This is a genomic window from Mucilaginibacter galii (assembly GCF_014635825.1).
Classification (GTDB): domain Bacteria; phylum Bacteroidota; class Bacteroidia; order Sphingobacteriales; family Sphingobacteriaceae; genus Mucilaginibacter; species Mucilaginibacter galii.
Window position 1 is genome coordinate 1,109,340 of the sequence record NZ_BMDO01000001.1, and the last position, 26,734, is coordinate 1,136,073.

Sequence of the window (26,734 nt, forward strand, 5' to 3'; positions counted from 1 at the left end):
TTCAGCTACTATATAGAAATGCATTATAATCACGGCAGAACAGGGATTGATCATTAAGAAACTCCCTTAATCTTATCAACAAACACCCGGCTTATGTGTTAAATGGAAAGTTGATTTTGCTTACCCATACAAAAATTAAGTAATGTCAAAAGACGCTTATTCCTTACGTTTGTTGTTTTAGCATAAAAAAATCAACACTTTTACGGTAGTTTTTTTGCCCCTGATTAAACCCATGCCAACTGCACCATTGCCCCATAACGAGGATGAACGCCTCGCTGCCCTTTACTCGTATCATATTCTTGATACCGCTACCGAAAAGGATTTTGACGAGCTTACCGAACTGGCCTCTGCTATTTGCGGCACACCAATAGCACTGATCAGTTTGGTTGATAAAAACCGGCAGTGGTTTAAATCGCACCATGGGTTAGCTGTTTCGGAAACAGACCGGGCCTTGTCTTTTTGCGCCCATGCCATTAACAAGCCCGATGAAATGCTACAGGTGGAGGATGCCCAAAAAGACAAACGCTTCCAGGAAAATGCACTGGTAACCGGCGACCCCAATATTATTTTTTATGCCGGCGTACCGCTGGTTGATGAAGGCGGCTATGCACTGGGTTCGCTTTGCGTAATTGACCGCGAACGCAGGACGTTAACCGATGTACAGCAGTCGGCCCTAAAAATTTTGGCCGCACAGGTCATTTCCAAGCTTAAACTCCGTAAAAAGCTGTTAGAGCTTGAGGTTGCGGGCAAACGTATAAATAAGCTTAATACGCTGCTCACCAATAAAGAGCAGGAGGCTATGCAAATTATTGAGCACACGCCCCTGGCTATGGCTTTACACGTAGGCGAGGATATGACTATACGTTTTGCCAACAAGATCATGCTCAAGGCTTGGGGTAAAAACGAACTGGTGTTTGGTATGCCTTTTAATAAGGCACTGCCTGAGCTGGCCGCCCTTGATTTTCCGCGTACCATGCGGCAGGTGTATCGCAAAGGTATTGCTTACGAGCAAACCGAAGCGCATATGTCTTATATGCATGAGGGGCAGCTTAAAGAATTTTATTATAACTACGGCTTTACCCCCCTTAAAATGCCCGATGGCCAGGTTTGGGGGATCCTGAATACGGCACACGATATTACTAAGGTTGTGAAAGGCCGCCAAACAGTGGAACTGGCCGAAGAAAGATTGCGTCTTGCCGTACAATCGGCCGATTTAGGAACTTTTTACCTTGATGTAGATACCCATGAATTTGTGCCTTCGGCAAGATTGAAAGAAATGCTTGGTTTTACGGCCGACGAACCTATTTCTTACCAGGCAACAATAGATCAAATTACCGAAGAATACCGCGACAAGGTAGTAAACGCCATCGATGCGGCCATTAAAGAAGGAGCTTCTTATGATATTGAATATCCTATCATTGGCTATCATGACAAACAGCAATGCTGGGTAAGGGCTACAGGTAAAGTGTACCCATCAACCGACGATGGAAAGTCGCCGTTCTTTTCAGGTACATTGCTCGATATTACCGAGCGCAAGCTTGACGAGCAACGCAAAAACGATTTTATAGGCATGGTAAGCCATGAACTGCGTTCGCCGCTTACTTCCATCAGCGGCTATATACAAATGCTTAACATCAAGGCCGCTAAAAATAATGATGAAACCATATTAGACATTGCCGGCAAGGCCAAACGCCAGGTGCAACGCATGCTCACGCTCATTAGCGGTTTTTTAGATGTGGCGCGTATGGGCGAGGGCAAAATTAAACTTAACCTTAAACGTTTTGATATGGCGGCATTGGTTAAGGAGGCCGAAGATGAATCGCTGGCCACGGTTACTTCTCACCGGGTTGTTTTCAAGCCGGTGGTTTTTACCCCGGTGGAGGCAGATCAGGACAAGATATTACAGGTGCTTACCAATTTCATCAATAACGCGGTTAAATATTCGCCTAAAGACAGCGCCATACAGGTAGCCTGCCTTACCCGCGATAATATAGCTTACGTAAGCGTTACAGACGAAGGTATGGGTATTGCTCCTAAAGACCAGCCTCATGTTTTCGACCGGTTTTACCGGGTAGAGAGCGAGCGCATGAATACCGTTAAAGGTTTTGGCATTGGCCTGTACATTTGCAAAGAGATCATTGCAAGGCATGGCGGCCAAATTGGTGTAGACAGCGAACTGGGCAAGGGCAGCACCTTTTGGTTCCAAATACCGGTAACATCATAACGAGGCCGGGGTTTCTTAAGCAACGGTTAGCCAGCAGGCAACTGCTAAGTACTAATTCACGGCTTCAATACAGGTTATTGATATTTACTAATATCCATGATTTGTACCGGCTCGGTAACCACCATTTCGGGCTTGTTTTTGAACAGGGCAATTTCGCCATAAAAGCATACAGCTTTACCTTTCATGTTGGCAAGGTTAACCTTGGGTCCTTTAAGGGCGATGGTTATATTTTGATTAGGATACCTGCCGCCTAAATTTAATAAGGTAAGCGCCGGACTAACCACCCGGTAATCAACCACGGTATCGCAAACGGCAACCATATGCCCCACCTCAGCAGCTATAGTTTTAGACGGCACGGGTTTAGAAAAATCGGCCGTGGTGATCTTCTTTACGCTATCGGTTTGGGCAGATGCTTTGACCGTAAATAAAGCCACAAAGCAAATTAACGCACACAGGTATTTCATACTATGAAGGTAAGTAAACATTACCGAAATTTTCAAAACGGATTTTTAGTGACAGAACTTCTCCTTACCACTCGAAAGGAAAATTGGTATAAACATTACAGAGCCCTATAAGCGGGCTCTGTAAACTATATCTTCAAACTCTTAAGATGCCAGCATGTGCTGCACCCGGTTAACCAGTTGTTCAATATCAAACGGTTTGGCTAAAAAATCGCTGGCGCCGGCGTCATGCGCTATTTTAGCGCCTTCGGTACTGGCCGATACCACGATGACCGGTAAGCCACTGGTTTCAGGGTTACTTTTAAGCACTTTAAGTACCTGATCGCCAGAGAGCACCGGCATCCAAAGATCAAGCAGTAAGAGATCGGGGCGCTCTTTTACAATGAGGTTGTATACATTCATGCTGTTGCGCTCAGGTATCACATCGTAGCCGCTGTCTTCCAGGATAAATGATACCATATCCAATATGCCTTCATCATCATCGCAAACCAATATTTTTTTGTTACTCATTACCTGCCCTTTCGTTTAAAGGAAGTGTAAAGCTAAAGGTAGATCCCCTTCCTTTTTCGCTTTCAACCCAAAGGGTGCCTTCATGGTTCTTAATAATTTGATCGCAAATGTATAATCCAATACCCATACCCGGATAATGTTGCTGTATATCGCCAACACGATAAAAACGTTCAAAAATTCTTTTTTGATCTTCGATATTGATACCCATGCCATGGTCAATTACCGAAACCTTAAGGTAATTGCTCACCGTAGATAAGTAAATCAGCACCTCGCGCGATTCGGGCGCATATTTAATGGCATTAGACAAGAGGTTATTTAAAACCTGTATCAGGTGCGATTCGTCTCCCACAAAACTATTGGTGGCTTTGCCTTTAATAATAATTTGATGGTCTTTATTGGCGGCCTGCATACCCTCCACCGTTTCGTGAACCATTTTATCAAAGTCAAACTGCTCTTTATGCAGCTCAATATTACCGGTTTGTATACGCGATACGTCCAGCAGTTCAGAAATGAGGTTATTAAGTCGATCTATATAAACACCGGTTTTTTCTACAACGCCCTTAAATTTATCGCTCGAGTTTTCGGGCATAAAGCGGCTCATCATTTGTACGTAGCCTTTTACCGTGGTAAGCGGCGTTTTAAGCTCATGGCTGGCTATCGAAAGAAAATCATCCTTACGTCGTTCAATTTCGCGGCGCTCGGTTATATCCTCAATAGCAATGAGTATACGGTCTTTATATTTACCCTCCAGCTCAATGCGGTGCGCGTTCAGCAACATCAGTTTCTTGCCAATGTGCGGAAAATCGTGCTCTACCTCAAAGTTCTCTACGGGGTTATTGGTTGGCAATACATCTTCCAGTAACTGCTTAAGCGGAGGTATATCCCATTGTCCGTTACCTAATTCATACAGCTTCTTACCCTCGGTTTCACCTAACGAAACTTTAAAGGTCTTCAGAAAATGCTCATTTACACTGAGTACGCCAAAGTTAGGATCGAGTACAATTAAGCTTTCGCGAACAGTTTGGTAGATACTGGCCAGGTACTCTTCGCTCTCCCTGATCACCCTCGTACGCTCTTCAATTTTTTGCTCCATTACCTGTTGGTGATGCAACAGTTCAAGCTCGGCTTTTTTACGGCGGGTAACGTCGTTTTGCACGCCAATAAAATGGGTTACTTTGCCGTTCTCGTCTATAATGGGCGACATATACAATTCATTCCAGAACAGCTCACCGCTTTTACGGTAATTCCTAATCTCTACCACGCAATCCTTGCCGCTTTGTATAGCTTCCCTTAATATCAAACGTTCTTTTTGATTACGATCCTCGCGCTGTAAAAAACGGCAATTATGCCCAATAATTTCTTTACGGGTGTAACCGCTTAGCTTTTCAAAAGCAGAATTGCAGTAAATGATCGGGTTATCAGGCTGCTGATGATCGGTGATGATGATACCCGTTATACTCGCATCAAGCGCCTGCCGCAGCAGGTCGAAATCGCGTTGTAAGTTATCGTGCGAAAACGAAAACTCACCATTATCTAATATCTCCAAAGTATATATCTTCTAATAAGTTATAAGTAACTGATGGATAATCAATTTAGATGGATATAACCACCGTTTATGATTATTGTTTGCCCACAACAGCATGTACCAACTGTTACTTAAGTAAACTCAATTTTAGTTAAATGGTTGGCTAAAATATTCTATTTATGTTAAACAGGCAACCCGCCCTATCACGTACTATCAGTACATTTTTACTAATTTTACCGCATGAGGTTTGTGGTATTATTAGGATGCTTATATGCTTTGCTGTTAGCAGTAAAACCCTGCTGCACCGATGATGCCTGCATAACCCTGTTACCGGCCAAAAGCGGTCAGCTTTCTAAAACCACTAAAAGCCCCAAGTCATGTTCAGATTGCTCGCCTTTTTTTAGCTGCGGGCAGTGCGTGGGTTTTGTAGTGGCCAAACCCGTTACCTACAGCCTGGCAATAGTTACCGAACGCCTTGCAAGATCATGCCCCGGGTACCTGGCCCCTCATGTTCATGAAGTTAGCCAGCGTATTTGGCAGCCGCCGCAGTTAGGTTAATACTCTCCCCAACTATTTCCATTTAGTATTAACTTAATCTTCTTTTCATTTAAATGAAACACTTCATTGCGCTCGTTACGGTGCTGCTTTGCACCGTAACGGCTTATGCTCAAAATACCTACCGTGCATTTATTAAAGATGCCAAAACCAATCAGCCGCTTACCGGTGCTACGGCAACAGTAACCGGCAGCCGCATGAGCGCCGCTGCCGATACCGGCGGGTTAATCACCCTTACCCCTGTTGCCAACGGCAGGCAAATTATTGAATACCGCTATGCGGGTTATAAAACCCTTACCGATACCTTGACCTTCCCCCTTTCGCAAACCCAGCCCGCCATTGTTTTGTTAATGCCCGATGAGGAAGAACTGGAAGCTGTGGTGGTAACAGCCACGCGCAGCAGCCGCACCATTAGCAATATACCAACAAGGGTTGAAGTGATAAGCGGCGAGGAGCTGGACGAGAAGGGCAACATGAAGCCCGGCGATATACGTATGCTGCTGGCCGAAAGTACCGGCATACAAACACAGCAAACATCGGCCACCAGCGGTAACTCCAGCATACGCATACAGGGTTTGGATGGTAAATACACCCAAATCATCCGCGATGGGTTTCCGCTCTATTCAGGCTTTTCGGGCGGATTAGGCCTTTTGCAAGTTGCTCCCCTTGATTTAAAACAGGTAGAAGTGATCAAAGGCTCATCCTCTACCCTGTATGGCGGCGGGGCTATTGCGGGGCTGGTTAATCTGGTTTCTAAAACACCAACCAACGAGCGCCAGTTAAACTTTTTACTCAATGGCACATCGGCCGCAGGGTTGGATGCCAGCGCTTTTTACGCCCAAAAGTTTAACAAAATCGGCACTACGGTATATGCGGCCTACAACCACGGTTCGCCGTACGACCCTGCCCATATTGACCTAACGGCTATCCCCCGTTACAACCGCTTTACGCTAAACCCTAAGCTGTTCTTTTACTTTAACGAGCGCACTACGCTTAACGCAGGCATTAACACCACTGTTGAAAACCGTATTAGCGGCGACCTGCATTACATTAAAGGCTACGGCAATGCGCAACACAGTTATTTTGAAGAAAACAAAACCGGCCGGTACAGCACCCAGGTTACGCTGAATCATAAATTGACCTACCAGCAGCAGCTTACCTTTAAAAATAGCATCAGTTATTACGACCGTACCATTAACTTGCCGGGCTACCGCTTTTCGGGCGCGCAAACGTCTACCTACACCGAGGGCAACTACGCTTACAATGGCACCAAAGCAGATTGGGTGGCTGGCTTAAACCTGCTCACCGATCATTTTAATGAAGATGCCAATAGCAGTTTCCCTTTGCGCAGTTATAGCCACAATACCATAGGCGGCTTTGTACAAAACACCTGGAACGCCACAGAAAAGTTCACCCTCGAAACCGGCTTAAGGGGTGATCATCATAACCGCTACGGCTTTTTTGTGTTGCCGCGGCTATCGGGCTTGTATAGGTTCAATTCGCAATGGAGCCTGCGGTTGGGCGGCGGCATGGGCTACAAGGCACCTAACGTGTTTACCGAGGATGCCGAGCGCATTCAGTTTCGCAATGTGCTGCCTATTAATGTGGCCGGCACCACGGCCGAACGCTCTTACGGTGCTAACCTTGATGTGAATTACCGTACCGCTTTATTTGACGATGCCGTAAGTTTAAGCGTTAACCAGCTTTTCTTTTATACCCGCGTTAACAATCCCATCCTGCTCACCGCACTCGGCAACGGCAACCTTCAATACCAGCAGCCCCGCGCCGATTTGAATACCAAAGGACTGGAAACCAATGTTAAATTGACCTATGCTGATTTTAAGCTTTTTGTGGGTTATACCCTTGCACATGTTACCCAACATATAGGCACTGTAATTAGCCCCTACCCGCTGGTGAGCCGCCACCGCTTAAACAATGTACTCATGTACGAAGTAGAAGATAATTGGAAACTGGGTGCCGAAGCCTACTATTTCAGCAGTCAGCAACTGAACGATGGTACCCGTGGCAAAGCCTACTGGACCGCCGGCTTTATGGCCGAACGCCTGTGGAAACGCTTTTCAATTTTCATCAATTTTGAAAACCTGACCGATACCCGCCAAACCCGTTTCGATACCATTTACACCGGCAGCCTAACCAACCCCACCTTCCGCGACATTTACGCCCCGCTGGACGGCTTCGTGGTGAACGGCGGAATTAAAGTGAAGTTGTAAAGTGTATATTTCATTAAAAAAATTACCTAAGTTTCGTTAATTAAAGAAGTTATTGCGACCCTAAACAAAATAGCTACCTTGCCTTTGTAAAGGTTTGTCAAAACGGTTCTTTTTAAAATCAAAAGTCGACGTGGGCGATGTTTACACTTTGTAGAATTAATATATTAATAGTTTCCAATCAAAATATACAAACTAAAGTTATGCGTAAATTATTTAATCATATAGTGCTATTATGCTTCTTTCATGATCACTTATAACTTTTCTTACGCTCAAGTTGATTTAGACAAAGGCCTACAAGCATTTGATGCTAAGAATTACAAACAAGCATTTAGTACTTTGAAGCCATACGCTGAAAAAGGAAATTGCCTGGCACAATATGTAATTGGATTCTCCTATCAATATGGTCTATCTGTTACAACTAATGATTCTTTAGCAAGACACTGGCTATTATTAGCGGCAGAACAAAAACAGACAAATGCGATGGGACCATTAGCTGCCAATTTAATGTCAGCTTCTGACGAGCAACCCGACTATATAATTAAGGCGTATATGTGGGCCGTGTTAGCCGCCGAATACTTACCGTCACAAAGAATGGCGAGCACTCGGTATGTGATAAAAGGTTACCTCAAACCAGAGCAATTAGATGCTGCAAATAAACTAATAGATGAATACAAACTAAAGTGGAAGGATAAACAAAACTGTCCGCAATAGTTGCTCGTAAAATGTTGTAATTCTTATACCGTTAGGTCATCAGTTTAAAGATTGGTTTAAGAATTAAATAACCAAAAATGCTCCACGCCCCTGCCTCAAATTCAATAAAGATATATGAAGTTTTTTGAAGAAAAGCTAAGGCCTTATGAAGAAAAACCTACCGACGATGAAGGCTGTTCACCTCCCTGCCAAACATATCTTTTAATACCCGTTTAGCGGCGTAATAGCCGCACATACCATGCACCCCGCCACCCGGTGGCGTAGATGATGAGCAGATATACAGCCCCTTGGCCGAAGTACGGTAAGGCGACCAGCGCAGTGCCGGCCGGGTAAACAATTGCGACAGGCTGAGCACGCCCCCGTTAATATCACCACCTATGTAGTTAGGATTATAAGCTTCCATTTGCAGGGTATTCATGGTGCTGCGCGCCAGGATAAGGTCTTTAAAACCGGGTGCAAAGCGCTCTACCTGGTTTTCAATGGCTTGGGTCATGTCTTTGGTTGAACCCTGCGGTACATGGCAATAGGCCCAGGCAGTGTGTTTACCCTGGGGTGCGCGGCTGTTATCAAACAAGCTTTGCTGAGCCAGCAGCACAAAGGGGCGTTCGGCATGCTGGCCGTTGGCTGCCTGCTGCTCGCCGGCTGCAATTTCTTCGAGGGTACCGCCCAAATGTACGGTTCCGGCTTGCATGCACGAGGAAGCGGTAAAAGGTATTGGGCCATCCAGCGCCCAATCTACCTTAAAAACGCCCATACCGTAGCGATAGCGCTTTAGCTGGTATTGATAGAGCGGCGAAAACCGGTGCCCGGCAATTTGCAGTAACTGCCTGGGAGTAACATCAAAAAGCACCGCCCTTGCCAATGGCAGCTGACTCATGTTACTGATGTAAGTATTGGTTTCAATTTGCCCACCTAATGACCTAAAATAGGCTGCCATGGAATTGGCAATGGCTTGGGAGCCGCCCCTGGGCAATGGCCAGCCTTTTAAATGTGCCTGCGTTAACAACACCAGTGCTGCCGCAGCCGTAGCGTAATTAGTTAAGGGTTGTATGGCGTGTGCCGCCATACCTGCCCACAAACCACGCGCTTGTGTGGTTTTAAACAACCTGGCTAAAACAGTGGCGGGCTGCAATCCCTTTAGCCCAAAGCGGGCCATATCCAATGGATGTTTTGGCCAGCTCAACGGCCCTAAAACGTTGGGGGCAATGCCCGGCCAGCTATTGACCAGGGGTTGTATTAATTGTTGGTAAGCTTGTGCATCGGTACCCAGCAGCTGTGCCGTATCGGCTAAAGAGCTTTTTAAGATAGCTGCCGTACCATCATCAAAGGGATGTGCAGCAGGCACATCAGGAAAAATATAGTCAAGCCCGAATTGCTGAAGCGGCAAAGTTTGCAAGTAAGGGGAGTTTACGGCCAGCGGGTGTATGGCCGAACATATATCGTGCTGGTAACCGGGGAGGGTAAGCTCTGCAGTGCGCAAGCCGCCTCCAATTTCCGCTTTACCCTCTAAGAGCAAAACCTGCAAACCATTTTGCTGCAACATAATGGCTGCCGCCAGGCCATTAGGGCCCGACCCTACCACTACGGCATCGTAATCGGTTTTGCTTTGCATAAAGTACTATTCATTAAAAAGGCTTTTCTACAGGATGAAAAGCCTTTGATAATTATGTTAGTTAGTAGTTGGGTTAACCTATTCCTACCTGGGAGGAAGCAATCATATTTATTTTTTAAGCTGTTGTTTAAGCCAAACAACCAGGTCGTATGCGGCTTTGTCGTTTTCGTATTCGGCAGGCAGGCGCCCGTTGGTGTATTCGTCATACAACCAGGGGTCGCTAATAGCCACAACAGAACCCTTGCCGTGTTTGGAGGTGGCAATAATGGTTGCACCGGCACTATTTTTAAGCATCGGTTTGGCATTCCCGGTAGTACTAATAGAGCACACATCTTTCATGAATATTCTTTTGGCTGTTTTAAACATGGGGTTACCGGTCACTGTAACGCCACCATCGGCAAAATGAGCATCATCAATCACGTGGTTTTGCATGTCATCATTGAAATGCATGCCAAAGGCAGCGGCCAACTGGTTAAAATGTGGTAGTTCTACGTTAGCGCTGTCGTTGGCAAACATAACCAGCACACCGCCCTGCTTTACCCAATCAGCAATCTGCATAACATCGGCCGGTTCAATATAATTTGGCGATGGGTTTTCCTTACGGCTATCGGGGTCAACAATAATGTATACACCGGTACCTTTCAAATTAGCTGCTGTTGGTGCAGCCTCTAAAGATTTAAGGTTGAAACCCTGACTCTTAAACACATCGCCTAAAATGGAATATCCGGTATTGGCTTTCTCGGTCCACAGGTAATGAAAACGCTCAGGTTCACCTTTGCTGTTCTTGTGGGTTTCGTGGTTAAAGTAATAATCTAAAGTTACCGTTTGCGCCCTTGCCTTGCAGCCAAGTAAACACAAGGCAGCGGCAATGCCATATTGATAAGCTAATTTCATGTAGTTAGTAAATATAATAAACAGGAAATACTAAGCTAACTATTTATATATAATTAACATAGCTTAAGCCGCCGATCAGTCTTCGGAGGGCTGATCGTTGCCGTGATGGATACTGGCCGTTTTTGCATCTTCCTGCAATTTGCGGGTGCGCTCTTCGGCTTGCTTTACTTCGTCGCGCTCATCTATAGGGGCTTCAGTTTGCAGTTTCTCGGTTTCTTTATCTTCGGTGGTTTTTACTTTTTCGTTTGGCATATTGATATTTTTAGCAAATGTTTACGATAGTAATTTATAACACTCGTGCAGGATGGTGGTTTTAAAAAACCTGTTAATCGGTGTGCTTGTAGGTCATATTTTCGTCGGGAGTAAAATCGCTGTTGCGGCCAAGGATGGTAAAGCTTTCGGCCAGCACCTCTGTTATACTACGTTTTACACCTTGCTTGTCTTCAAAAGAACGTGTGCGTAATTTTCCTTCCAAATAAACAAGTTTACCCTTTTTTAGAAATTTATGGGCAGCATCGGCCAGGCTGCGCCACATGATAATATTATGCCACTCGGTTTCTTCTACCCGGCTTTCGGCTAAAGTAACCTGCTCGGAGGTGGCTAACGGGAAACTCACCACAGAAACATTGTCGGCCAATCGTCTTATCTCCGGATCTTTACCCAAATGGCCTATCAAAACTACTTTATTAACTCCCCACATACTGCGCCCGGTTGATTGTACCTAATTAACAAATCTACCTTATAAAATTCAGATTAAGGGTTATTTTAATAAATACATTACGTTAAACGAACGACCACTTTAACTTTTATGAAATATCATTTACAATACACACGGGTGAGATAATTATAAATTATTAAAACCAAAGCACTTATTAAGAGTTTTTACTATGAATTAACATATTACAAGACCCTATGGAAACTCCAACAAAATCAGCAGAAGTGCTAAATGATTTAATTGAAATTAATAACGATCGCAGTGCAGGTTTTGAACGCGCACTGAAAGATTTAGGTGATAATGATCATGACCTGAAATCAATATTTGAAGATTATAGCGCACAAAGCCGCAAGTTTGCACAAGAGCTAACCGCTATTGTAGCAAGCCAAGGTGCCGATACTGAAACAGGCAACAGCGCAAGCGGTACTATTCACCGTGCATGGATCGAGGTAAAAGCTTTATTTAGCGGCCACGACCGTAAAGCAGTCTTACAAGAATGCGAACGCGGCGAAGATGCTATTAAGAAAGCTTACAGAGAAGCATTATCTCCGGAAAGCAATTTAGCTTCGGAAGCTATACAAACCGTATCTACCCAGGCCGAAGCCATTAACCAGGCACACGACCGTATTAAAGCACTACGCGATAGCCAAGCGTAATTGCCTTAATAAACACAATTAACTGAGGCCGCCTTAACGGGCGGCCTTCATTTTTCACAGTAAACTTTACTCATTATGCCAACCAAAGGAAAAAAAGACCCTTACTGGAGTGGTTACGAAAAAAAGGGAACCAAGGAAAAGGGCGGTAAAACCGTTCCAAATTGTGTAAAATCTTCGTCTAAAAAGAAAGATTAATTTATAAATCCTATGCTCCTCAAGGCATGGGATTTATTATTTCACGGTACTAGCTGTAACGCTTATATCTTTGGCCGGCAGAGGCTTGTAATTGCGCATTTGCTGCAATGCCAGTTGCATTTCGGCTTCATCTTCGGGGTTCTCTTTATAAGTTTCGTGCAGTAAAGCGCCATCAAAATATTTCACCAAATGCTCTTTTAAAACCGGCGTAAGGCAGGCAAAACCCTCTTTTTGCAAATTAAGTACCAGTTTGCAATAAGTATTATCAGCCAGGTGGTAATCGCCGTAACCAAGCGGTTCACCTGTATCTAAATTAATATCGTTTAACGTTAATGTTTGTGCATCCCATTGCCTGGAAGCTATGGCATACTTTTGTATAATGGTATCAAAAACCTGCGTAAACCGCTTTTCTCCTTCTACGCCTGGGTACACAAACTTCAAGTTTTTCAGCGGCCCTATCTTGGGCATTACCTTAACCAGGAAAGCCAATGCCCGGGCTTTAAAGTCGGGCTTATTGCGCTTACCCGAAAACTCTTTGTTATACATGCGGCGGCTCATCTTATATTTAAAACTACGCACCTTTGCATTGCCGTTAGCTTGTCTGATCTCTCTCCTTTTTGCTCTCCAAGCCTTTTTGGTAAGCGCCGGAAAAAGATTTTTTACCCCCCAGCGCATCATTGATATACTTGCGTCAAAGTTTTTAAAGATCACGTTCAACTGTTGTCCGTAAGTTTTAAAAAAAGCTTTTTCCAATACTGGAGTTGCAATGTTAAAGCCAATAAAATCATGATAAGCCACCGAGGCGTAATTACTGCGGCCAACTTGTACGGCATCGTAGGCAAACTCCATGCGACTGTGCGAAGTATGATCGTTTTCGTAAGTAACAACATTACCAAACTTCTGCTTAAGCTTAGGGTACAGTTCGGGTACGGTAACGTTGGTAGCCATGCTGTGGCCATACTTATCGGCCATGTAATGCGATAAGGCACCCAATGCAAAGGCATACTCGTTCAAGCTATTGGCCTCATTTAATAAATTAATGATAAAATCACCGCTACGTACATAATGCAATAGATCGGTAAAATAAGCATCGCCACCGGGCATGTAGCCAATATCGGCTACCAGGCTACCGCCGTAGGTATAAGAGTGCGCCTTAATTAAATCATCAAGGGTTGCACCAGGGTACTTTTTCAGGAGCAAAGGTTTTAAAGTAATATCCCATTCTGCATCAACAATGGCTTCATGAGCAAGGATAGAGAAACACTGCCCGGTCAACGGCAAACAACTAATTAACAACAGGAAAAAGCAACTTTTAAATATATTCTTCAGAAACGGCATGTAGTATTAAGTTCGATGTAACATACACAACACCAATTTAAATAATGTGTTTGATTATGAGGCACTCTGGCCCTACTATTTAAGCAAAATACGACTTTGATGCAACGCAGGCAGCATTAACACGTCTTGTAGGGTATATAACAATTAAACAGTCGCTTTTGAGCATTAAAACAGCTTAACGCAGCAAGCTAAAAACTTAGCCTCAACCATCATGAAGAAACTAATACTCACTGCAATTTGCGGGTGCATGGCCTTTTTTGCCCTATCGCAACCCATTACAGGCCCTGCCACCGTTAAGGGGTTGGTCATTGATTCGGCTACAAACAAGCCTTTAAGCTATATTACGCTATCATTAAAAGATTCTGTAACGCAACAGGTAATCAAAAGCAGTTTAACCAAAACCGATGGAAGCTTTGAGCTAAGTCAGCTACCAGTTAAGAGCTACCAGTTAATGTTAATTGCGGTGGGCTATCAATCTAAAACTATTACCGTACCTGCATTTAGCACCAGTGCACACCCGGTTATTGACTTAGGCACACTAACGCTGGCAACCTCATCAAGCCAATTAAAAGAAGTAGCCATCAGCGCTTCGCGCCCTTTGGTAAAACAGGAAATTGACCGCCTGAGTTATGATGTGCAGGCCGATCCGGACAGCAAGGCTTTGACCGCCATGGATATGATGCGCCGAGTACCCCTCCTAAGTGTTGACGGCGATGACAATATTCAACTGCAAGGCAGTGGCAGTTACCGCATATTTATTAACGGTAAACCATCGGCCTTACTGGCCAACAGTCCTAAAGATGTGCTGCGCTCCATGCCGGCCAATACCATTCAAAAAATTGAAGTGATAACTACACCACCCTCTAAGTATGATAGCGAAGGTTTAGCAGGTATTATCAATATTATTACTTTCAAAAAAACGGCCGATGGTTATAATGGAACTTTAAGTACGCGTTACAGTTACCCTTACGGGCCAAGCATAAGCGGAACCGGCACTATTAAGAACAATAAATTTGGGGCATCGGCCTTTTTTGGAACAGGCAGGCAAACTACCACTCGTGTTACTGCCGATAATTTCAGGCAAACTTTTACTGCCCAACAGCCCGATGTACCTACTTCCCTCTTTAAGCAACAGGTTTCTATGGCCAACGGTGGTAATTATTTATATGGCGGCGGCGAAATGAGTTACGAACTTGACACGCTTAACCTGCTAACGGCCAATATTAATTACAGCCTGGGTAAATTTAAACAAGAATTTAGCCGCAACACACAGTTTTACACCACAACCCAGCAATCGTATTTGCTATTGAGTAATGGAGGCATGAACTGGCAGGGTATTGATGCAGGGCTTAATTACCAACTGGGTTTTAAACATAAAAAAGATCAGTTGCTCACGGCATCGTACAGGTATTCTTATTACCTAAACGGGCAAAACAGCAATGTAAATGCCGTTAACCGGGTTAATTTTAGCAACCCCGATTACAACCAAAAAAATGATGCCGGCGCCAGAGAACATACCTTTCAGTTAGATTATGTACACCCGGTTAACCAACTTACTATTGAAGGCGGAGCCAAAGCTATTTTAAGAAGCAATTTCAGCGAAGCATCGGGCCAGCAATTGCTTGCTAACGGCTACACAGACGACCCTACCCGCCGCAACGATTTTAAATATCACCAGGATGTGTACAGCTTGTACAACTCTTACCAGCTTAAATTAAGCAAATACACCTTTAAAGCAGGCGCGCGTTTGGAGCATACCCGTATTGATGCCAACTTTATTACCAACAATACACCGCTCATGATGAATTATACCAACCTGGTACCATCGGTATCGGCCATGCGCAGCTTACCTAACAATCAAAGTATTACGTTTGGCTATACCAGCCGCTTAGAACGGCCTTATATACAGCAGCTTAACCCATTTGTAGACCGTACCAACGTGCAGTATATATCTACCGGCAATCCCAACCTGCGGCCGGTAACCAGCCAGCTATTTGAGTTAACCCATACTAAAACAGGTAAAGGCACATTGAGTAATAAAATAAGTTATATGTACACCGGCAACAGCATTGTACAGGTATTAAGCGTGGCCAATGGTGTATCTACCAACACGTATGATAACGTGGGTACGGTAAAAATACTGCGTTGGAATGTTAGCGGTAATTATGCCTTCAATAATAAATTGAATCTGAATTTTTATAGTGGGTTATTTTATGTTTGGGTAACCGGCCCTTACAACGGCCGCTTCTACAGCAACAGGGGCATACGTACCAATACATTTGCCAACGTTACTTATAAACCGGCAGACACATGGTCGTTCGGGGCATCTGGTGGGTATAACCGGCGTTATATTTTGTTGCAGGGAAGTTCTAACGATTATGTGTATTCCTCGTTAAGCGGCAGTAAATCATTTTTGAATAAGAACGCTACCATAACCTTGGTGGTAAATAACCCTTATCAAAAAACATTTGCCTTTACGCAATATTCTGACACGCCAGACTTTTACCAGTCGAACACCTCTTACCAGATCTACCGCACCTTCAATATCAGTTTCAGTTACAAGTTTGGCGGCCTGAGCAGCGACATCAAAAAGAACAAACGAAACATTAACAACGACGACAAGAGCAGCAGCAATTAGGGACTTAGGGACTTAGGGACTTAGGGACTTAGGGACTTAGGGACTTAGGGACTTAGGGACTTAGGGACTTAGGGACTTAGGGACTTAGGGACTTAGGGACTTAGGGACTTAGGGACTTAGGGACAATTATTTACTTGGACCGTTGTTTTAACTTTTCTTTTTAATAACTAAGGCCGGAATACCGGCCTTAGTTATTGTATTATAAACTGTTGATCCATTTAACCAACTCATCGCGGCCTTTGCCGGTTTTTTGCTGAAGCTTGCCCAACAATTCATCGTCCTGGCCTTCTTCGTGTTTCAAATCATCGTCGGTAAGGTCGGCATAGGCTTGTTTAATTTTACCTTTCAGCTCGTTCCAGCCTCCTTTTATTTCTAACTTATCCATAATGGTATCTGTTTAAATGTGTAATAATAACAACACATTATGGGTTTGGTTTTACAAACCATATACAGGAGCAAATAGCTATACATAAAAAAGGCTGCCTCAAAAGAGGCAGCCATGCTAAATATAATGGGTATCTATCTAAAAAATTATTTGCTGTATATTTTAGAGTTATCTCTAAAACCTGTACCTGTATTGCTATACCAATCTGGGAATAAGTTACCGCCCGAGGTAGCCCACTCAGCAAAGTGAGGGTAGGCTTTATCTACTGCCTGCAATTCGATTGGGTATTTGTACTCGCTGAAGAAGCTGATGGCCCAAGGGTAGTTTTCTTTAGAAAGGTAAGTTTTACCACTGCTTACTACAGAAGCGTCATCATCTTTACCGAACAAGCTGCTTGTAGCTTTATCAGTTGGTGCAAAACCAGGTAAGTGAATTTCGTATCCGCGGCGCATATCGCTGATCAGGAATGGATTGCAGCCCGACATTGGCAATGATGCAGCTGCGATAGGTGAAGCAAATTTCACAACAACCGTTGCTGTTTTGGCAGTTACCTTATCTTTAGTCATTAAGGTATTGATAAAGTAGGCACCATCAGGGTTTTTCACTAAAGCCTCGTGGTTATCAAAAGGAATAATTACTGCTTTTGATTGGCCGGCTTCAACACCGTTGCTTGCCAGGGTAATATAGTTGCTGATGAATTGCTGGCCGGTAACCGAGCTAACAGATGATGCTGCAATTGGTAACTGAACACCGAAACCGTTGTGGAATGAGGCACCTGAAGCTAATGGTGTGAAATCGCCTTTTAATTCAACAATTTGGTTTTGAGCGTTACTGGTTAAAGTTAAACGGTAATTTACCACTAAATCGTTCAGGTCAAAGTCGCCTTTTTTAGGCCAGTTATCTTCAAACGCAATGCTGCCATAACCTGTTTGTGAAGGAAAGTAGCTTAAATAAGCTTTAGAAGCATCGTTAGGAAATTCATCTTGCTCATCTTGAACGCCATCGCCATCGGTGTCGCCACCTTTATCAATGGTAGGTACACCAACTGGTGATATAGCAGTAACCGGATTTGAGCTTGCATATACTACCAGGTCATTAAAGTCGTGGTCAGAATTACTGTCCCTGTTAATGTCTTCAAAGCCGATAAGGAACAATTTGTGTACATCGTCATATAGGGTAACGGTATGTTTCTTTTTAGCCGTAGTTGATTCAGGGTTAAGTCTGTAATCTGAATAAAATTTAGCACTGCCTGTTTGTACGCCACTACCTGTCCATGCATTTTGAATTAAAACGAAACCGATAGAGGTACCGGCACTGAAGCGGCCTATCTTTACTTTGTCGCCAGGTTTTAAGCCACCGCTTGAGCCGTAAGCAGAGGCATTAGGAAAAACAAGCGTAGCATTATCAATGTCAAATACACTTGTAGGTGCGCTTCCGGTTGGGTAAGTATAAAAAGCCAGGGTATTCATGAAACTTGCTCCTTCAGATACGAATGTGATCCAAACATCAGAGGTAGCAGTAATATTCAGGTTAGGAACCGCACTGGTGGTTAAATACTCGGGGTGAGTATTTGGCAACTGGCTGCCTTCTGGCAATGATGCATTTACGTATGAAAGTAATGAAGCGTCGATGTTATCAGGAGTAGCCTCCAAATAAACCGGACGACCTAATTTGAAAGGATAAGCAGTACTATTTACTACTGCAGAAGATGACGAACCGTAAGGGCTCGGATAAGAAAACGTAGGGTCGCCAAATGCTGATGTTGATTTTGAAGACATGGTAGTTCCACCAGTTGTAGATACGGTAACTTCTTGAGGAATAATATCGCCGCTGAAACCATCTTTACCGCCAATGGTAGCAGTAACAGCATTGCTACCAGAGATTGCAGCTTCGGCATTGCGCATCAAACCAACATAAGCCGGATCGATAACTAATTTGGCAGCCGATGTTGGCACCACAATGCTACCTTGTAAAACACCGCTTGAATTGGTGATACCTTTAAAAATAGGGCTTTCGGTATTGGGAAGGTATACGCTAACTACTACACCGGCTAAGGCATCGTTATTATTAGCACGCAGCGTTAAGTTTAAACTAACATTTTTTGTGGTTGAAAAGTTGAATCCGTCAGGAGCAATCTTATTGGCGGTAGTAGTGGTTGGCTCTTCTGTTTGCTGCATAGAATCTTTTTTGCAAGCTGAGAGCGCTACTACGCCAGCCATTAAGGCACATGTAAAAAGGTGTTTCATAAATTTGTTTAATATGTTTGTGAATAGGCAAATGCTGTTCCAACACGCTTTTATACGGCAAAGCAGCTTTTTAGGTTAGCCCTTGTGGAATTTTTGTGGTGGCTATTCCCCATAGCTATAAAATAATAGCCAATTTGCTCCCCAATAAGCAGGTAGTAATTATTGGTTAATAATGGAGCTTATTAATTAACAACCATTAAACTCTCTTAAGCATTCAATAGCAGATCACCCCTGCCTCGAAGCTAACATTTATCTTAATATTTTGCATAAAACGCAAAAAGCCTCCTTAGCAGTACTTGTGCTAAGGAGGCTTTGCATACCGCAAATTACTTATTACCGATGTTTGCTGCTCATATAGAAAGTAAGGTTACCACCATTCATAATATCGGCATGGGTAATTGACAAGCTATTTAACAATTTGCCATTTAAAAGAACCTTTTGCACATATACATTTTTCTCAGCTTGGTTTTTCACGGTTACGGTAAATGCTTTTCCACCGGGTAGCTGAATAGTAGCACCGTCAATGGCCGGGCTTCCCAAGGCGTAGGCATCACTGCCGGGCGCCACTGGGTAAAAGCCCAGGTTGGTAAAAATAAACCAGGCGCTCATTTGGCCGGTATCATCATTACCTCCAAGACCATCGGGGGTGGGTTTGTACATTTTGGGGAGTATCATCCGCACGCGCTCCTGGGTTTTCCAAGGCTGGTTGGTCCAGTTATAGAGATAGGCTAAGTGGTGAGATGGCTCGTTACCATGCACATAATTACCAATAATGCCATCGCGGGTAATATCTTCTGTTTCCTCAAAAAACTTATCTGGCAAATGCATGGTGAAAAGCGAATCGAGGTAAGGTACAAAGCGTTTATTGCCGCCCATCAATTCAATTAATCCTTTAGGATCTTGAGGTGCAAACAGTGTATAGTTCCAGGCGTTGCCTTCAATAAAGCCCTGGCCTATAGTGGTCAATGGGTCAAACTTTGGCCTGAATGTGCCATTGGCTAAACGCGGCCGCATAAATCCAGACGCCTTATCATACACGTTCTTATAATTTTGTGAGCGTTTATAAAATTCCTCGTAAATATCCTGCCTGCCCAGCTTTTTGGCTAATTGCGCAATGGTCCAGTCATCATAAGCATACTCTAACGTGCTCGATACCGATGTGCCATTCCTTTCATCAGGAATATACCCCATATCTATATAAAAACCTATGCCTTCATAGTTGCGTTGGCGCGCAGTGGTTACGCAGGCATCTAAGGCCTTGTTGGCATCTATACCGGCGGCATTACCTTTAATAATGGCATCGGCAATAACTGATACGCTATGGTAACCCGACATGCACCAATTTTCGTTACCTGAGTTTGACCATACGGGTAACATGTGCTCGGGACTTTGCTCAAAATGGGCCAGCATACTTTTCACCATATCGTTATTACGCGCCGGATCAATAATGTTGAACAGGGGATGTAAGGCGCGGTAGGTATCCCATAATGAGAAGGTGGTATAATTAGTAAAGCCGTTAGCCTGGTGAACATTCTGATCCAATCCCTTGTATTTACCATCCGCATCCATATAAATGGTAGGATTGATCAATGTATGGTACATGGCCGTATAAAAGTTCTCCTTAGTGGCCTTGTTGTTGGTTTGGATCACGATCTTGTGCAATTCGCTTTCCCACTGCTGTTGCCCGTCGGCCTTTACCTTTTCAAAATCCCAGCCCGGTACTTCCGCCTGCATATTGGCTAAGGCACCTTCCATACTCACGGGCGATAGCGCCATTTTTATCTTCACCTTTTCGCCCTCGGTGGTCTTAAAATCGAAATAAGCTTTGATCCGTTGTCCCGAAATTTCGGGAAAGTTCCGGTTCTGATTAAATTTACCCCAAAAACCGCGGTAAACCTCCTTGGTAGATTCATTACGGAAACCATGCGAAATAAAGGGCTTAGAAAAACGCATGGCAAAGTACAGCACCCTGTTTTTGGCCCATCCATTGGTTTGGCGGTAACCGGTTACCAACGTATCGTTAACCACGCGTATATAGGTCCAAACGTTTTTATCGGGATAATTATAAATACCGGCTGTTAAGTCGAGCACAATATGCGCATCATCTGCTTTAGGAAAGATATACTGGTGAAAGCCAACGCGTGTACTGGTGGTCATTTCGGCCTGTATGTTATAATCGTCGAGCTTAACTTTATAGTAATTGGCCTGGCTTACCTCGTTTTGGTGAGAAAACCGGGAGCGGTAACCACTACCGGGCTTATCAGCCGTACCGGGATTTAATCTGAGCGCACCAACTGTGGGCATCACTAAAAAATCGCCCAGGTCGGAGTGGCCGGTGCCGCTAAAATGGGTATGGCTAAAGCCGGTTATGGTTTTGTCTTCATACTGGTAACCGGCGCAGTACTCATACACTTTAGGGTTATACTTGCCGTTAAGCTCGTACCCTACACTATCAGTTTCGGGGCTCAACTGCACCATCCCAAACGGAACAGTAGCACCCGGGTAGGTGTGGCCCATACGTTGGGTGCCTATGATAGGCTTTACATAAGGCACCAGTTTTTCGGCAGGTTTGGTTTGCGCATTGGCTAAACCGCTAATTATTAACAAAAAAGTAAAAGGCAGATAACTATTCTTCATTTTTAACTACTATAAAAACGCTATATCAAACATAATTGCCATATTGGCATTAATGGTAAAAACTGTAACAACGGTACAACGTTTGTAATCTAATTACCAAAGTTCAACTTTAATCAAAAACTTAAGACCAAAGATGAAAAATTTATTTTCAGCCATCCTGTTTATTATGGTAGCCATGAGTTTTAGCTCTTGCAGCTATAACAACATTACCCAACTTGATGAAGATACCAAAGCCAAATGGGGAGCGGTACAAAGCCAGTACCAGCGCCGTGCCGATTTGATACCCAATTTGGTAGCAACCGTAAAAGGTGTAGCCAACTTTGAAAAAGGAACCTTAACTGCAGTAACAGAAGCCCGTGCCAAAGCTACATCTGTACAGGTAGATGCCTCTAAACTTACACCTGAAACTATTCAAAAATACCAACAGGCACAAGGTGAATTAAGCACTGCTTTAGGCCGTTTATTAAGCGTTACCGAAAACTACCCTACCCTGCGCGCCAACGATAACTTTACCGCTTTACAAGCGCAGTTAGAAGGCACCGAGAACCGCATCAGCGTAGCCCGTATGGATTTTAATACTTCAGTACAAGCTTATAACAGCAAGATACGTGCTTTCCCGGCTAACTTAACCGCAAAAATGTTTGGCTTTACCACCAAAGGTTACTTCGAGGCCGATGCAGCTGCTAAAAATGCACCTAAAGTTGAATTCTAAAGACAATGAGTGAATTATTGAATGAGCGAATGAGTGAGTAAGTATAGGGGCTAATTAGCCCTTTTACACTCACTTAAATCCTTCCCTTACATTCACTCATTTAAACCCTCACTCATTCACTCATTAATAAACCCATGGCATTATTTAACGACGAAGAGCAGCAGCGCATAAGGCAAGCCATTGAGCGGGCCGAGAAGAATACCTCGGGCGAGATCAGGATTTGTGTGGAAAAAACCTGTTCAGAAGAGCCTTTAGACCGTGCGGCCACCTATTTTTTTAAACTGGAGATGGAGAAAACCCAACTGCGCAACGGTGTGCTTATATACCTGGCCGCTAACGATCGTAAGTTTGCCATCATCGGCGATTCGGGCATCAATCAATTGGTTCCGGCAGATTTTTGGGATAAAACCAAGGAAGCCATGCTACAGTGTTTCAAAGAAGGCAATTTGATACAGGGGCTGGTAACCGGAATTGAAAAGGCTGGTAAGCAACTGCAGCGATATTTCCCCATTTTAACCGGTGACCGGAACGAACTATCAGACGACATTGCCTTCATGGATGGCGAATAACTTACATATCAAGATGCTTAAAAGAACCGTGTTCCTGCTCAATTTAATGCTCATCAGCATGATGGCCTTAGCACAGCAGTTTCCGCCTAAATCAACTACGCTCGTTACCGATTATACCAACTCGCTTTCGGCCGATGAAAAGCAACAGCTCGAAAACAAGCTGGTTGCCTTTAACGATTCTACCTCTACCCAAGTGGCCGTAGTACTTATTAAATCGGTTGGCGATTATGACATTGCCCAGTATGGCACGCAACTCATACGCGAGTGGGGTATTGGCCAAAAAGGTAAAAACAATGGTGTACTTATATTAGCGGCCATTGGCGACCGTAAAGTTACCATACAAACAGGCTACGGCGTAGAAGGCGCGCTAACGGATGCAGCCACGCAGCAAATTATTCAGCAGGATATTAAGCCTAATTTTAAAGCAGGTAACTACTTTGCCGGCCTTGATCAGGCTACTGATGATGTTATCAAATTTACCAAGGGCGAGTTTAAAGCCGACCCAAAAGCTAAAAAACGCAATGACCGTGATGGCGGCGGAGGAGGTTCTGGCGTGGTAATCATCATCATTATCATCGTGATCATCATCTTTGTAAGCAAAGGTGGCGGCGGCGGTGGCGGCCAAATCATAGGCAGGCGCGGTGGTGCAAGTCCTTTTTGGTGGTTTTTAGCAGGCAGCATGCTTGGCGGAAGCGGTCGCGGAGGTGGTGGTGGCTTCGGCGGCGGCGGAGGTTTTGGTGGCGGCGGTGGCGGCGGCTTTGGCGGTTTCGGTGGTGGAAGCAGCGGCGGCGGCGGAAGCAGCGGCAGCTGGTAATAAAGCGCAGCCATGTACCAAAAAGATTTTCTCCTGAACGAAGCCGAGCGCCTGGCCCGCTTAATAGCTAAGCTGCTTGGCCTTAAAAGCCAAGCCGGGCACGAAGAAGAGGCTGAGCAGTTATACACGCATGCGCTGGTTGATGAGTTTGGGCTAACCCGGGAAGAACTACTTTCCTCTACTCCCGAATCCTTTAAACAATGGCTGGAGTATAAGAACTTTAACGCGGCGAAGCTGAATGCTTTGGCTCAAATGATCAATCATGACCAGGAACCCTTGACTGCTGATACCGAAACGCTAACACAACTGCAAAAAGTACTGGTTATTTACGATATGCTTGAACAGCAACATCATCAGCAATCGTTCGACAACCTGAGCAAACGCAATTTTATTCAACAATACATTCAAAAGCACCATGGCTGAATTAAAGTGGCAGGTTCTCAGTTCTGAATATATTCATAAAGGCCCCTGGGCAACTTTGCGCACCGATAGGTGCTTAATGCCCGATGGCCGTATAGTACCCTCCTATTACGTACTGGAATACCCTGACTGGGCCAATGCCGTTGCCTTAACGGAGGATAACAAGATTATTATGGTGCGCCAGTACCGCCACGCGGCAGGTGTGGTGTCATTAGAAATTCCCGGTGGCGTTATTGAGCCTGGCGAATTACCCGAGGCTGGCATGAAACGCGAGTTGCTGGAAGAAACCGGCTATCAATTTGATGAACTGGAACCGCTTTGTAAACTTCGTGCAAACCCATCTACCGGCAATAACATTACCCATTGCTACTTAGGCCGTGGCGGCAAAAAGGTACAAGGCCAGCATTTGGATGAGCAAGAGCAAATTGAGGTAGAAGAATATACTATAGAAGAGGTAAAGCAATTGTTGGCTGGTAACAAGATCACACAGGCGTTACATGTAAGCACGCTATTCTACGCTTTAATGAAATTGGGAGCGTTTTAATAGCATAAGTTCATTGTTAAACTTTTTTAGATTTTAGCAATTATACTTATATTAGTATTGTCATGAAACACATACTCGATATACCGCGTACTGCCATGGAGGTATTCAATATGCTTCCAGAGGGAACATTGTGTGAAGTAATTGACAACACGCTTTATATGTCGCCGTCACCTACCACCTATCACCAAAGATTATTAGGAAAACTCTTTGCAAGAATCCAAACGTTCATTGAAGATAATGTCTTAGGTGAAGCTTTTGTAGCTCCTTGTGATGTATATTTAGATGACCAAACTAACGTAGTACAACCAGACATTCTTTTTATAAAAAAAGAAAGATTATCTATTATTGAGCGAAATGGCATTATCGGTGCTCCCGACCTGATTATTGAGATTTTATCTACTAATAAGAGCCACGGATCAAAACAGGAATTAGAACTATACGAGCGCAATCAGGTACCTGAATACATCATTATAGACCCGGAAACCAGGCAAGTGTGGCATTACTTGCTTAATGAGCACAAGTATACAGCTCTGCCGACCATCGAAAGTGGAAAACTCCTGATCACTCAACTTGATCTTAACATCAATTTCTGATCATTTATCTCAATTACAGCATTTTGATCTGTTGACAACGATATTTTAAATAGGAAAAGCCCTGCACATATGGCAGGGCTCTTGATTTATAATTGGTTAGTAAAAGGACAATTTTGAATTACGACATTTTCAGCTTCTTCTGTATGTCTGCAACGTAGCTTTTAAATTTCTTATCGGTATCAATTAAATCTTCAACCGTTTGGCAGGCATATATCACCGTAGAGTGATCGCGGCCACCAAAGAAGTTACCTATTGATTTTAACGAGCTCTTGGTATGGGCTTTGGCCAGGTACATAGAAATTTGGCGAGCCTGCACAATTTCGCGTTTGCGGGTTTGTGATTTTACCATATCAACCGGTACCTCAAAGTATTCGCATACCAGGCTTTGTATATACTCGATAGAAATTTCTTTCACCGAATGTTTAACAAAGTTCTTCAGCATGGATTTAGCCAGGTTCAAGTCTATCTCCCGGCGCATCAGTGTTGATTGTGCCAGTAAAGATACCATAGCACCTTCCAGCTCACGAATATTATTGTCAATGTTATGGGCTACATACTCAATCACATCATCAGGCAGCTCAATACCATCCTGATAAGTTTTGTTTTTGAGGATAGCCATACGATGCTCCAGATCAGGCGTTTGCAGATCGGCAGATAAGCCCCATTTAAAACGGGACAATAAACGTTCTTCTAAGCCCGACAGATCTTTAGGCGCCTTATCTGAGGTAATGATCAGCTGGCGGCCCGACTGGTGCAGGTGGTTAAAAATATGGAAAAAGAAATCCTGTGTTTTTTCTTTACCGGCAAAGTTGTGTACATCATCCATAATGAGCACATCAATGGCCTGGTAAAAGTTTACGAAGTCGTTAATGTTATTATGCTTTAGCGCGTCAACAAACTGTTGTGTAAATTTTTCGCACGACACATAAAGCACCAACTTGTCTGGCAAAGTGCGCTTGATTTCGTTACCAATGGCCTGGGCCAGGTGAGTTTTACCTAAACCTACCGCACCGTAGATCATGAGCGGGTTAAATGAGGTACCGCCCGGTTTAGCAGCCACGGCATAACCGGCCGAACGGGCTAAACGATTACAATCGCCCTCCACAAAGTTTTCAAAAGTATAATTCTGATTTAACTGCGGATCTACATGTAATTTTTTTAAACCTGGTATAACAAACGGATTCTTAATATCCTTATTTAAGGAAATAGGAATCGGCATACTCTGGTTTTTAGCCTCAGCACCATTGCCGTTAGAGGGCATATTGGTAGTGAAAGGCTTATTGGATGATGATTGTTCTACCACAATGTTGTACTCCAGCCGGCCTTCATCGCCTAACTGCTTTTTAATGGTTTTACGAAGCAGTCCAACGTAATGTTCTTCCAGCCATTCGTAAAAAAATAAACTTGGTACCTGTATGGTTAGCACGCTGCCATCCAACCTCAATGCCTTGATAGGCTCGAACCAAGTTTTAAAGCTCTGGGTTGGGATGTTATCTTTAACAATCTGCAAACAGCTATTCCAAACACTAGTACAAGTTTTTTCCATATA

Annotated in this window: 24 protein-coding genes; 12 read left to right on the plus strand and 12 right to left on the minus strand. The window is 44.0% G+C overall.

What is annotated here, in order from left to right; translation table 11 throughout:
* Positions 1-232: 232 nt before the first annotated feature.
* Positions 233-2,224, plus strand: coding sequence for an ATP-binding protein (locus IEV61_RS04890; RefSeq protein ID WP_188414279.1), 1,992 nt, complete (start codon positions 233-235; stop codon positions 2,222-2,224).
* A 74-nt stretch (positions 2,225-2,298) separates the two neighbouring features.
* On the opposite strand, the gene IEV61_RS04895 is transcribed toward IEV61_RS04890, so the two are convergent.
* The 3 genes from IEV61_RS04895 to IEV61_RS04905 form a co-directional block, all read right to left on the minus strand.
* Positions 2,299-2,688, minus strand: coding sequence for a hypothetical protein (locus IEV61_RS04895; RefSeq protein WP_188414281.1), 390 nt, complete (start codon positions 2,686-2,688; stop codon positions 2,299-2,301).
* A gap of 141 nt (positions 2,689-2,829) precedes the next feature.
* Positions 2,830-3,195 carry a response regulator gene (locus IEV61_RS04900; protein WP_188414283.1) on the minus strand — a complete coding sequence of 122 codons (366 nt, stop codon included), beginning with the start codon at positions 3,193-3,195 and terminating at the stop codon, positions 2,830-2,832.
* On the minus strand, positions 3,188-4,741 hold the full coding sequence (locus IEV61_RS04905; RefSeq protein ID WP_229747039.1) for a PAS domain-containing sensor histidine kinase: 1,554 nt from the start codon (positions 4,739-4,741) through the stop codon (positions 3,188-3,190). The genes IEV61_RS04900 and IEV61_RS04905 overlap by 8 nt, the downstream gene beginning before the upstream one ends.
* A 219-nt stretch (positions 4,742-4,960) precedes the next feature.
* Here IEV61_RS04905 and IEV61_RS04910 point away from each other — a divergent pair, with 219 nt between their 5' ends.
* From IEV61_RS04910 to IEV61_RS04920, 3 genes are all read left to right on the plus strand, one after another.
* Positions 4,961-5,278, plus strand: a complete 318-nt coding sequence (locus IEV61_RS04910) for a hypothetical protein (RefSeq protein ID WP_188414286.1) — start codon at positions 4,961-4,963, stop codon at positions 5,276-5,278.
* Positions 5,279-5,331: 53 nt separating this feature from the next.
* Positions 5,332-7,506 (plus strand): TonB-dependent receptor, encoded by a 2,175-nt coding sequence (locus IEV61_RS04915; RefSeq protein WP_188414287.1) that lies wholly within the window; start codon positions 5,332-5,334, stop codon positions 7,504-7,506.
* 243 nt (positions 7,507-7,749) lie between these two features.
* Entirely contained in the window at positions 7,750-8,217 is a 468-nt protein-coding gene (locus tag IEV61_RS04920) for an SEL1-like repeat protein (protein WP_188414289.1), read from the plus strand.
* A gap of 157 nt (positions 8,218-8,374) precedes the next feature.
* On the opposite strand, the gene IEV61_RS04925 is transcribed toward IEV61_RS04920, so the two are convergent.
* The 4 genes from IEV61_RS04925 to IEV61_RS04940 all read right to left on the minus strand — a co-directional run bounded on the left by IEV61_RS04925 (position 8,375) and on the right by IEV61_RS04940 (position 11,423).
* Entirely contained in the window at positions 8,375-9,829 is a 1,455-nt protein-coding gene (locus tag IEV61_RS04925) for a phytoene desaturase family protein (RefSeq protein ID WP_188414291.1), read from the minus strand.
* Positions 9,830-9,937: 108 nt separating this feature from the next.
* Entirely contained in the window at positions 9,938-10,723 is a 786-nt protein-coding gene (locus IEV61_RS04930; protein WP_188414292.1) for a DUF4350 domain-containing protein, read from the minus strand.
* 75 nt (positions 10,724-10,798) lie between these two features.
* On the minus strand, positions 10,799-10,975 hold the full coding sequence (locus IEV61_RS04935; RefSeq protein WP_188414294.1) for a hypothetical protein: 177 nt from the start codon (positions 10,973-10,975) through the stop codon (positions 10,799-10,801).
* A gap of 73 nt (positions 10,976-11,048) precedes the next feature.
* Entirely contained in the window at positions 11,049-11,423 is a 375-nt protein-coding gene (locus IEV61_RS04940; RefSeq protein WP_188414296.1) for a single-stranded DNA-binding protein, read from the minus strand.
* 212 nt (positions 11,424-11,635) lie between these two features.
* Between IEV61_RS04940 and IEV61_RS04945 the strand changes: the two genes are divergently transcribed.
* Positions 11,636-12,094, plus strand: a complete 459-nt coding sequence (locus IEV61_RS04945; protein ID WP_188414298.1) for a ferritin-like domain-containing protein — start codon at positions 11,636-11,638, stop codon at positions 12,092-12,094.
* A 231-nt stretch (positions 12,095-12,325) separates the two neighbouring features.
* Here IEV61_RS04945 and IEV61_RS04950 read toward each other — a convergent pair whose 3' ends face one another.
* Positions 12,326-13,627: a zinc dependent phospholipase C family protein gene (locus IEV61_RS04950; protein WP_188414300.1), complete on the minus strand. Its 1,302-nt coding sequence runs from the start codon at positions 13,625-13,627 to the stop codon at positions 12,326-12,328.
* A gap of 211 nt (positions 13,628-13,838) precedes the next feature.
* Between IEV61_RS04950 and IEV61_RS04955 the strand changes: the two genes are divergently transcribed.
* On the plus strand, positions 13,839-16,265 hold the full coding sequence (locus IEV61_RS04955; RefSeq protein ID WP_188414302.1) for a TonB-dependent receptor: 2,427 nt from the start codon (positions 13,839-13,841) through the stop codon (positions 16,263-16,265).
* Between the two features lie 199 nt (positions 16,266-16,464).
* Here IEV61_RS04955 and IEV61_RS04960 read toward each other — a convergent pair whose 3' ends face one another.
* The 3 genes from IEV61_RS04960 to IEV61_RS04970 all read right to left on the minus strand — a co-directional run bounded on the left by IEV61_RS04960 (position 16,465) and on the right by IEV61_RS04970 (position 21,533).
* A complete protein-coding gene (locus IEV61_RS04960) occupies positions 16,465-16,650 on the minus strand; it encodes a CsbD family protein (RefSeq protein WP_188414304.1) in 186 nt (61 codons plus the stop codon).
* A 146-nt stretch (positions 16,651-16,796) separates the two neighbouring features.
* Complete coding sequence (locus IEV61_RS04965; protein WP_188414306.1) at positions 16,797-18,896, minus strand: LruC domain-containing protein; 2,100 nt, start codon at positions 18,894-18,896, stop codon at positions 16,797-16,799.
* 333 nt (positions 18,897-19,229) lie between these two features.
* Positions 19,230-21,533: a GH92 family glycosyl hydrolase gene (locus IEV61_RS04970; protein ID WP_188414308.1), complete on the minus strand. Its 2,304-nt coding sequence runs from the start codon at positions 21,531-21,533 to the stop codon at positions 19,230-19,232.
* Positions 21,534-21,666: 133 nt separating this feature from the next.
* Between IEV61_RS04970 and IEV61_RS04975 the strand changes: the two genes are divergently transcribed.
* The 6 genes from IEV61_RS04975 (at position 21,667) to IEV61_RS05000 (ending at position 25,185) form a co-directional block, all read left to right on the plus strand.
* A complete protein-coding gene (locus IEV61_RS04975; protein WP_188414310.1) occupies positions 21,667-22,245 on the plus strand; it encodes a LemA family protein in 579 nt (192 codons plus the stop codon).
* A gap of 134 nt (positions 22,246-22,379) precedes the next feature.
* Positions 22,380-22,814, plus strand: a complete 435-nt coding sequence (locus tag IEV61_RS04980) for a TPM domain-containing protein (RefSeq protein ID WP_188414312.1) — start codon at positions 22,380-22,382, stop codon at positions 22,812-22,814.
* 13 nt (positions 22,815-22,827) lie between these two features.
* A complete protein-coding gene (locus IEV61_RS04985) occupies positions 22,828-23,628 on the plus strand; it encodes a TPM domain-containing protein (protein WP_188414314.1) in 801 nt (266 codons plus the stop codon).
* 12 nt (positions 23,629-23,640) lie between these two features.
* Positions 23,641-24,051 (plus strand): hypothetical protein, encoded by a 411-nt coding sequence (locus IEV61_RS04990; RefSeq protein ID WP_188414316.1) that lies wholly within the window; start codon positions 23,641-23,643, stop codon positions 24,049-24,051.
* Positions 24,044-24,592 (plus strand): NUDIX hydrolase, encoded by a 549-nt coding sequence (locus tag IEV61_RS04995; RefSeq protein WP_188414318.1) that lies wholly within the window; start codon positions 24,044-24,046, stop codon positions 24,590-24,592. The genes IEV61_RS04990 and IEV61_RS04995 overlap by 8 nt, the downstream gene beginning before the upstream one ends.
* A 62-nt stretch (positions 24,593-24,654) precedes the next feature.
* Entirely contained in the window at positions 24,655-25,185 is a 531-nt protein-coding gene (locus IEV61_RS05000; protein WP_188414320.1) for a Uma2 family endonuclease, read from the plus strand.
* A 118-nt stretch (positions 25,186-25,303) separates the two neighbouring features.
* Here the strand turns inward: IEV61_RS05000 and dnaA are convergent, their stop codons facing one another.
* On the minus strand, positions 25,304-26,731 hold the full coding sequence (dnaA, locus tag IEV61_RS05005) for a chromosomal replication initiator protein DnaA (RefSeq protein WP_188414322.1): 1,428 nt from the start codon (positions 26,729-26,731) through the stop codon (positions 25,304-25,306).
* Between the last annotated feature and the right edge of the window lie 3 nt (positions 26,732-26,734).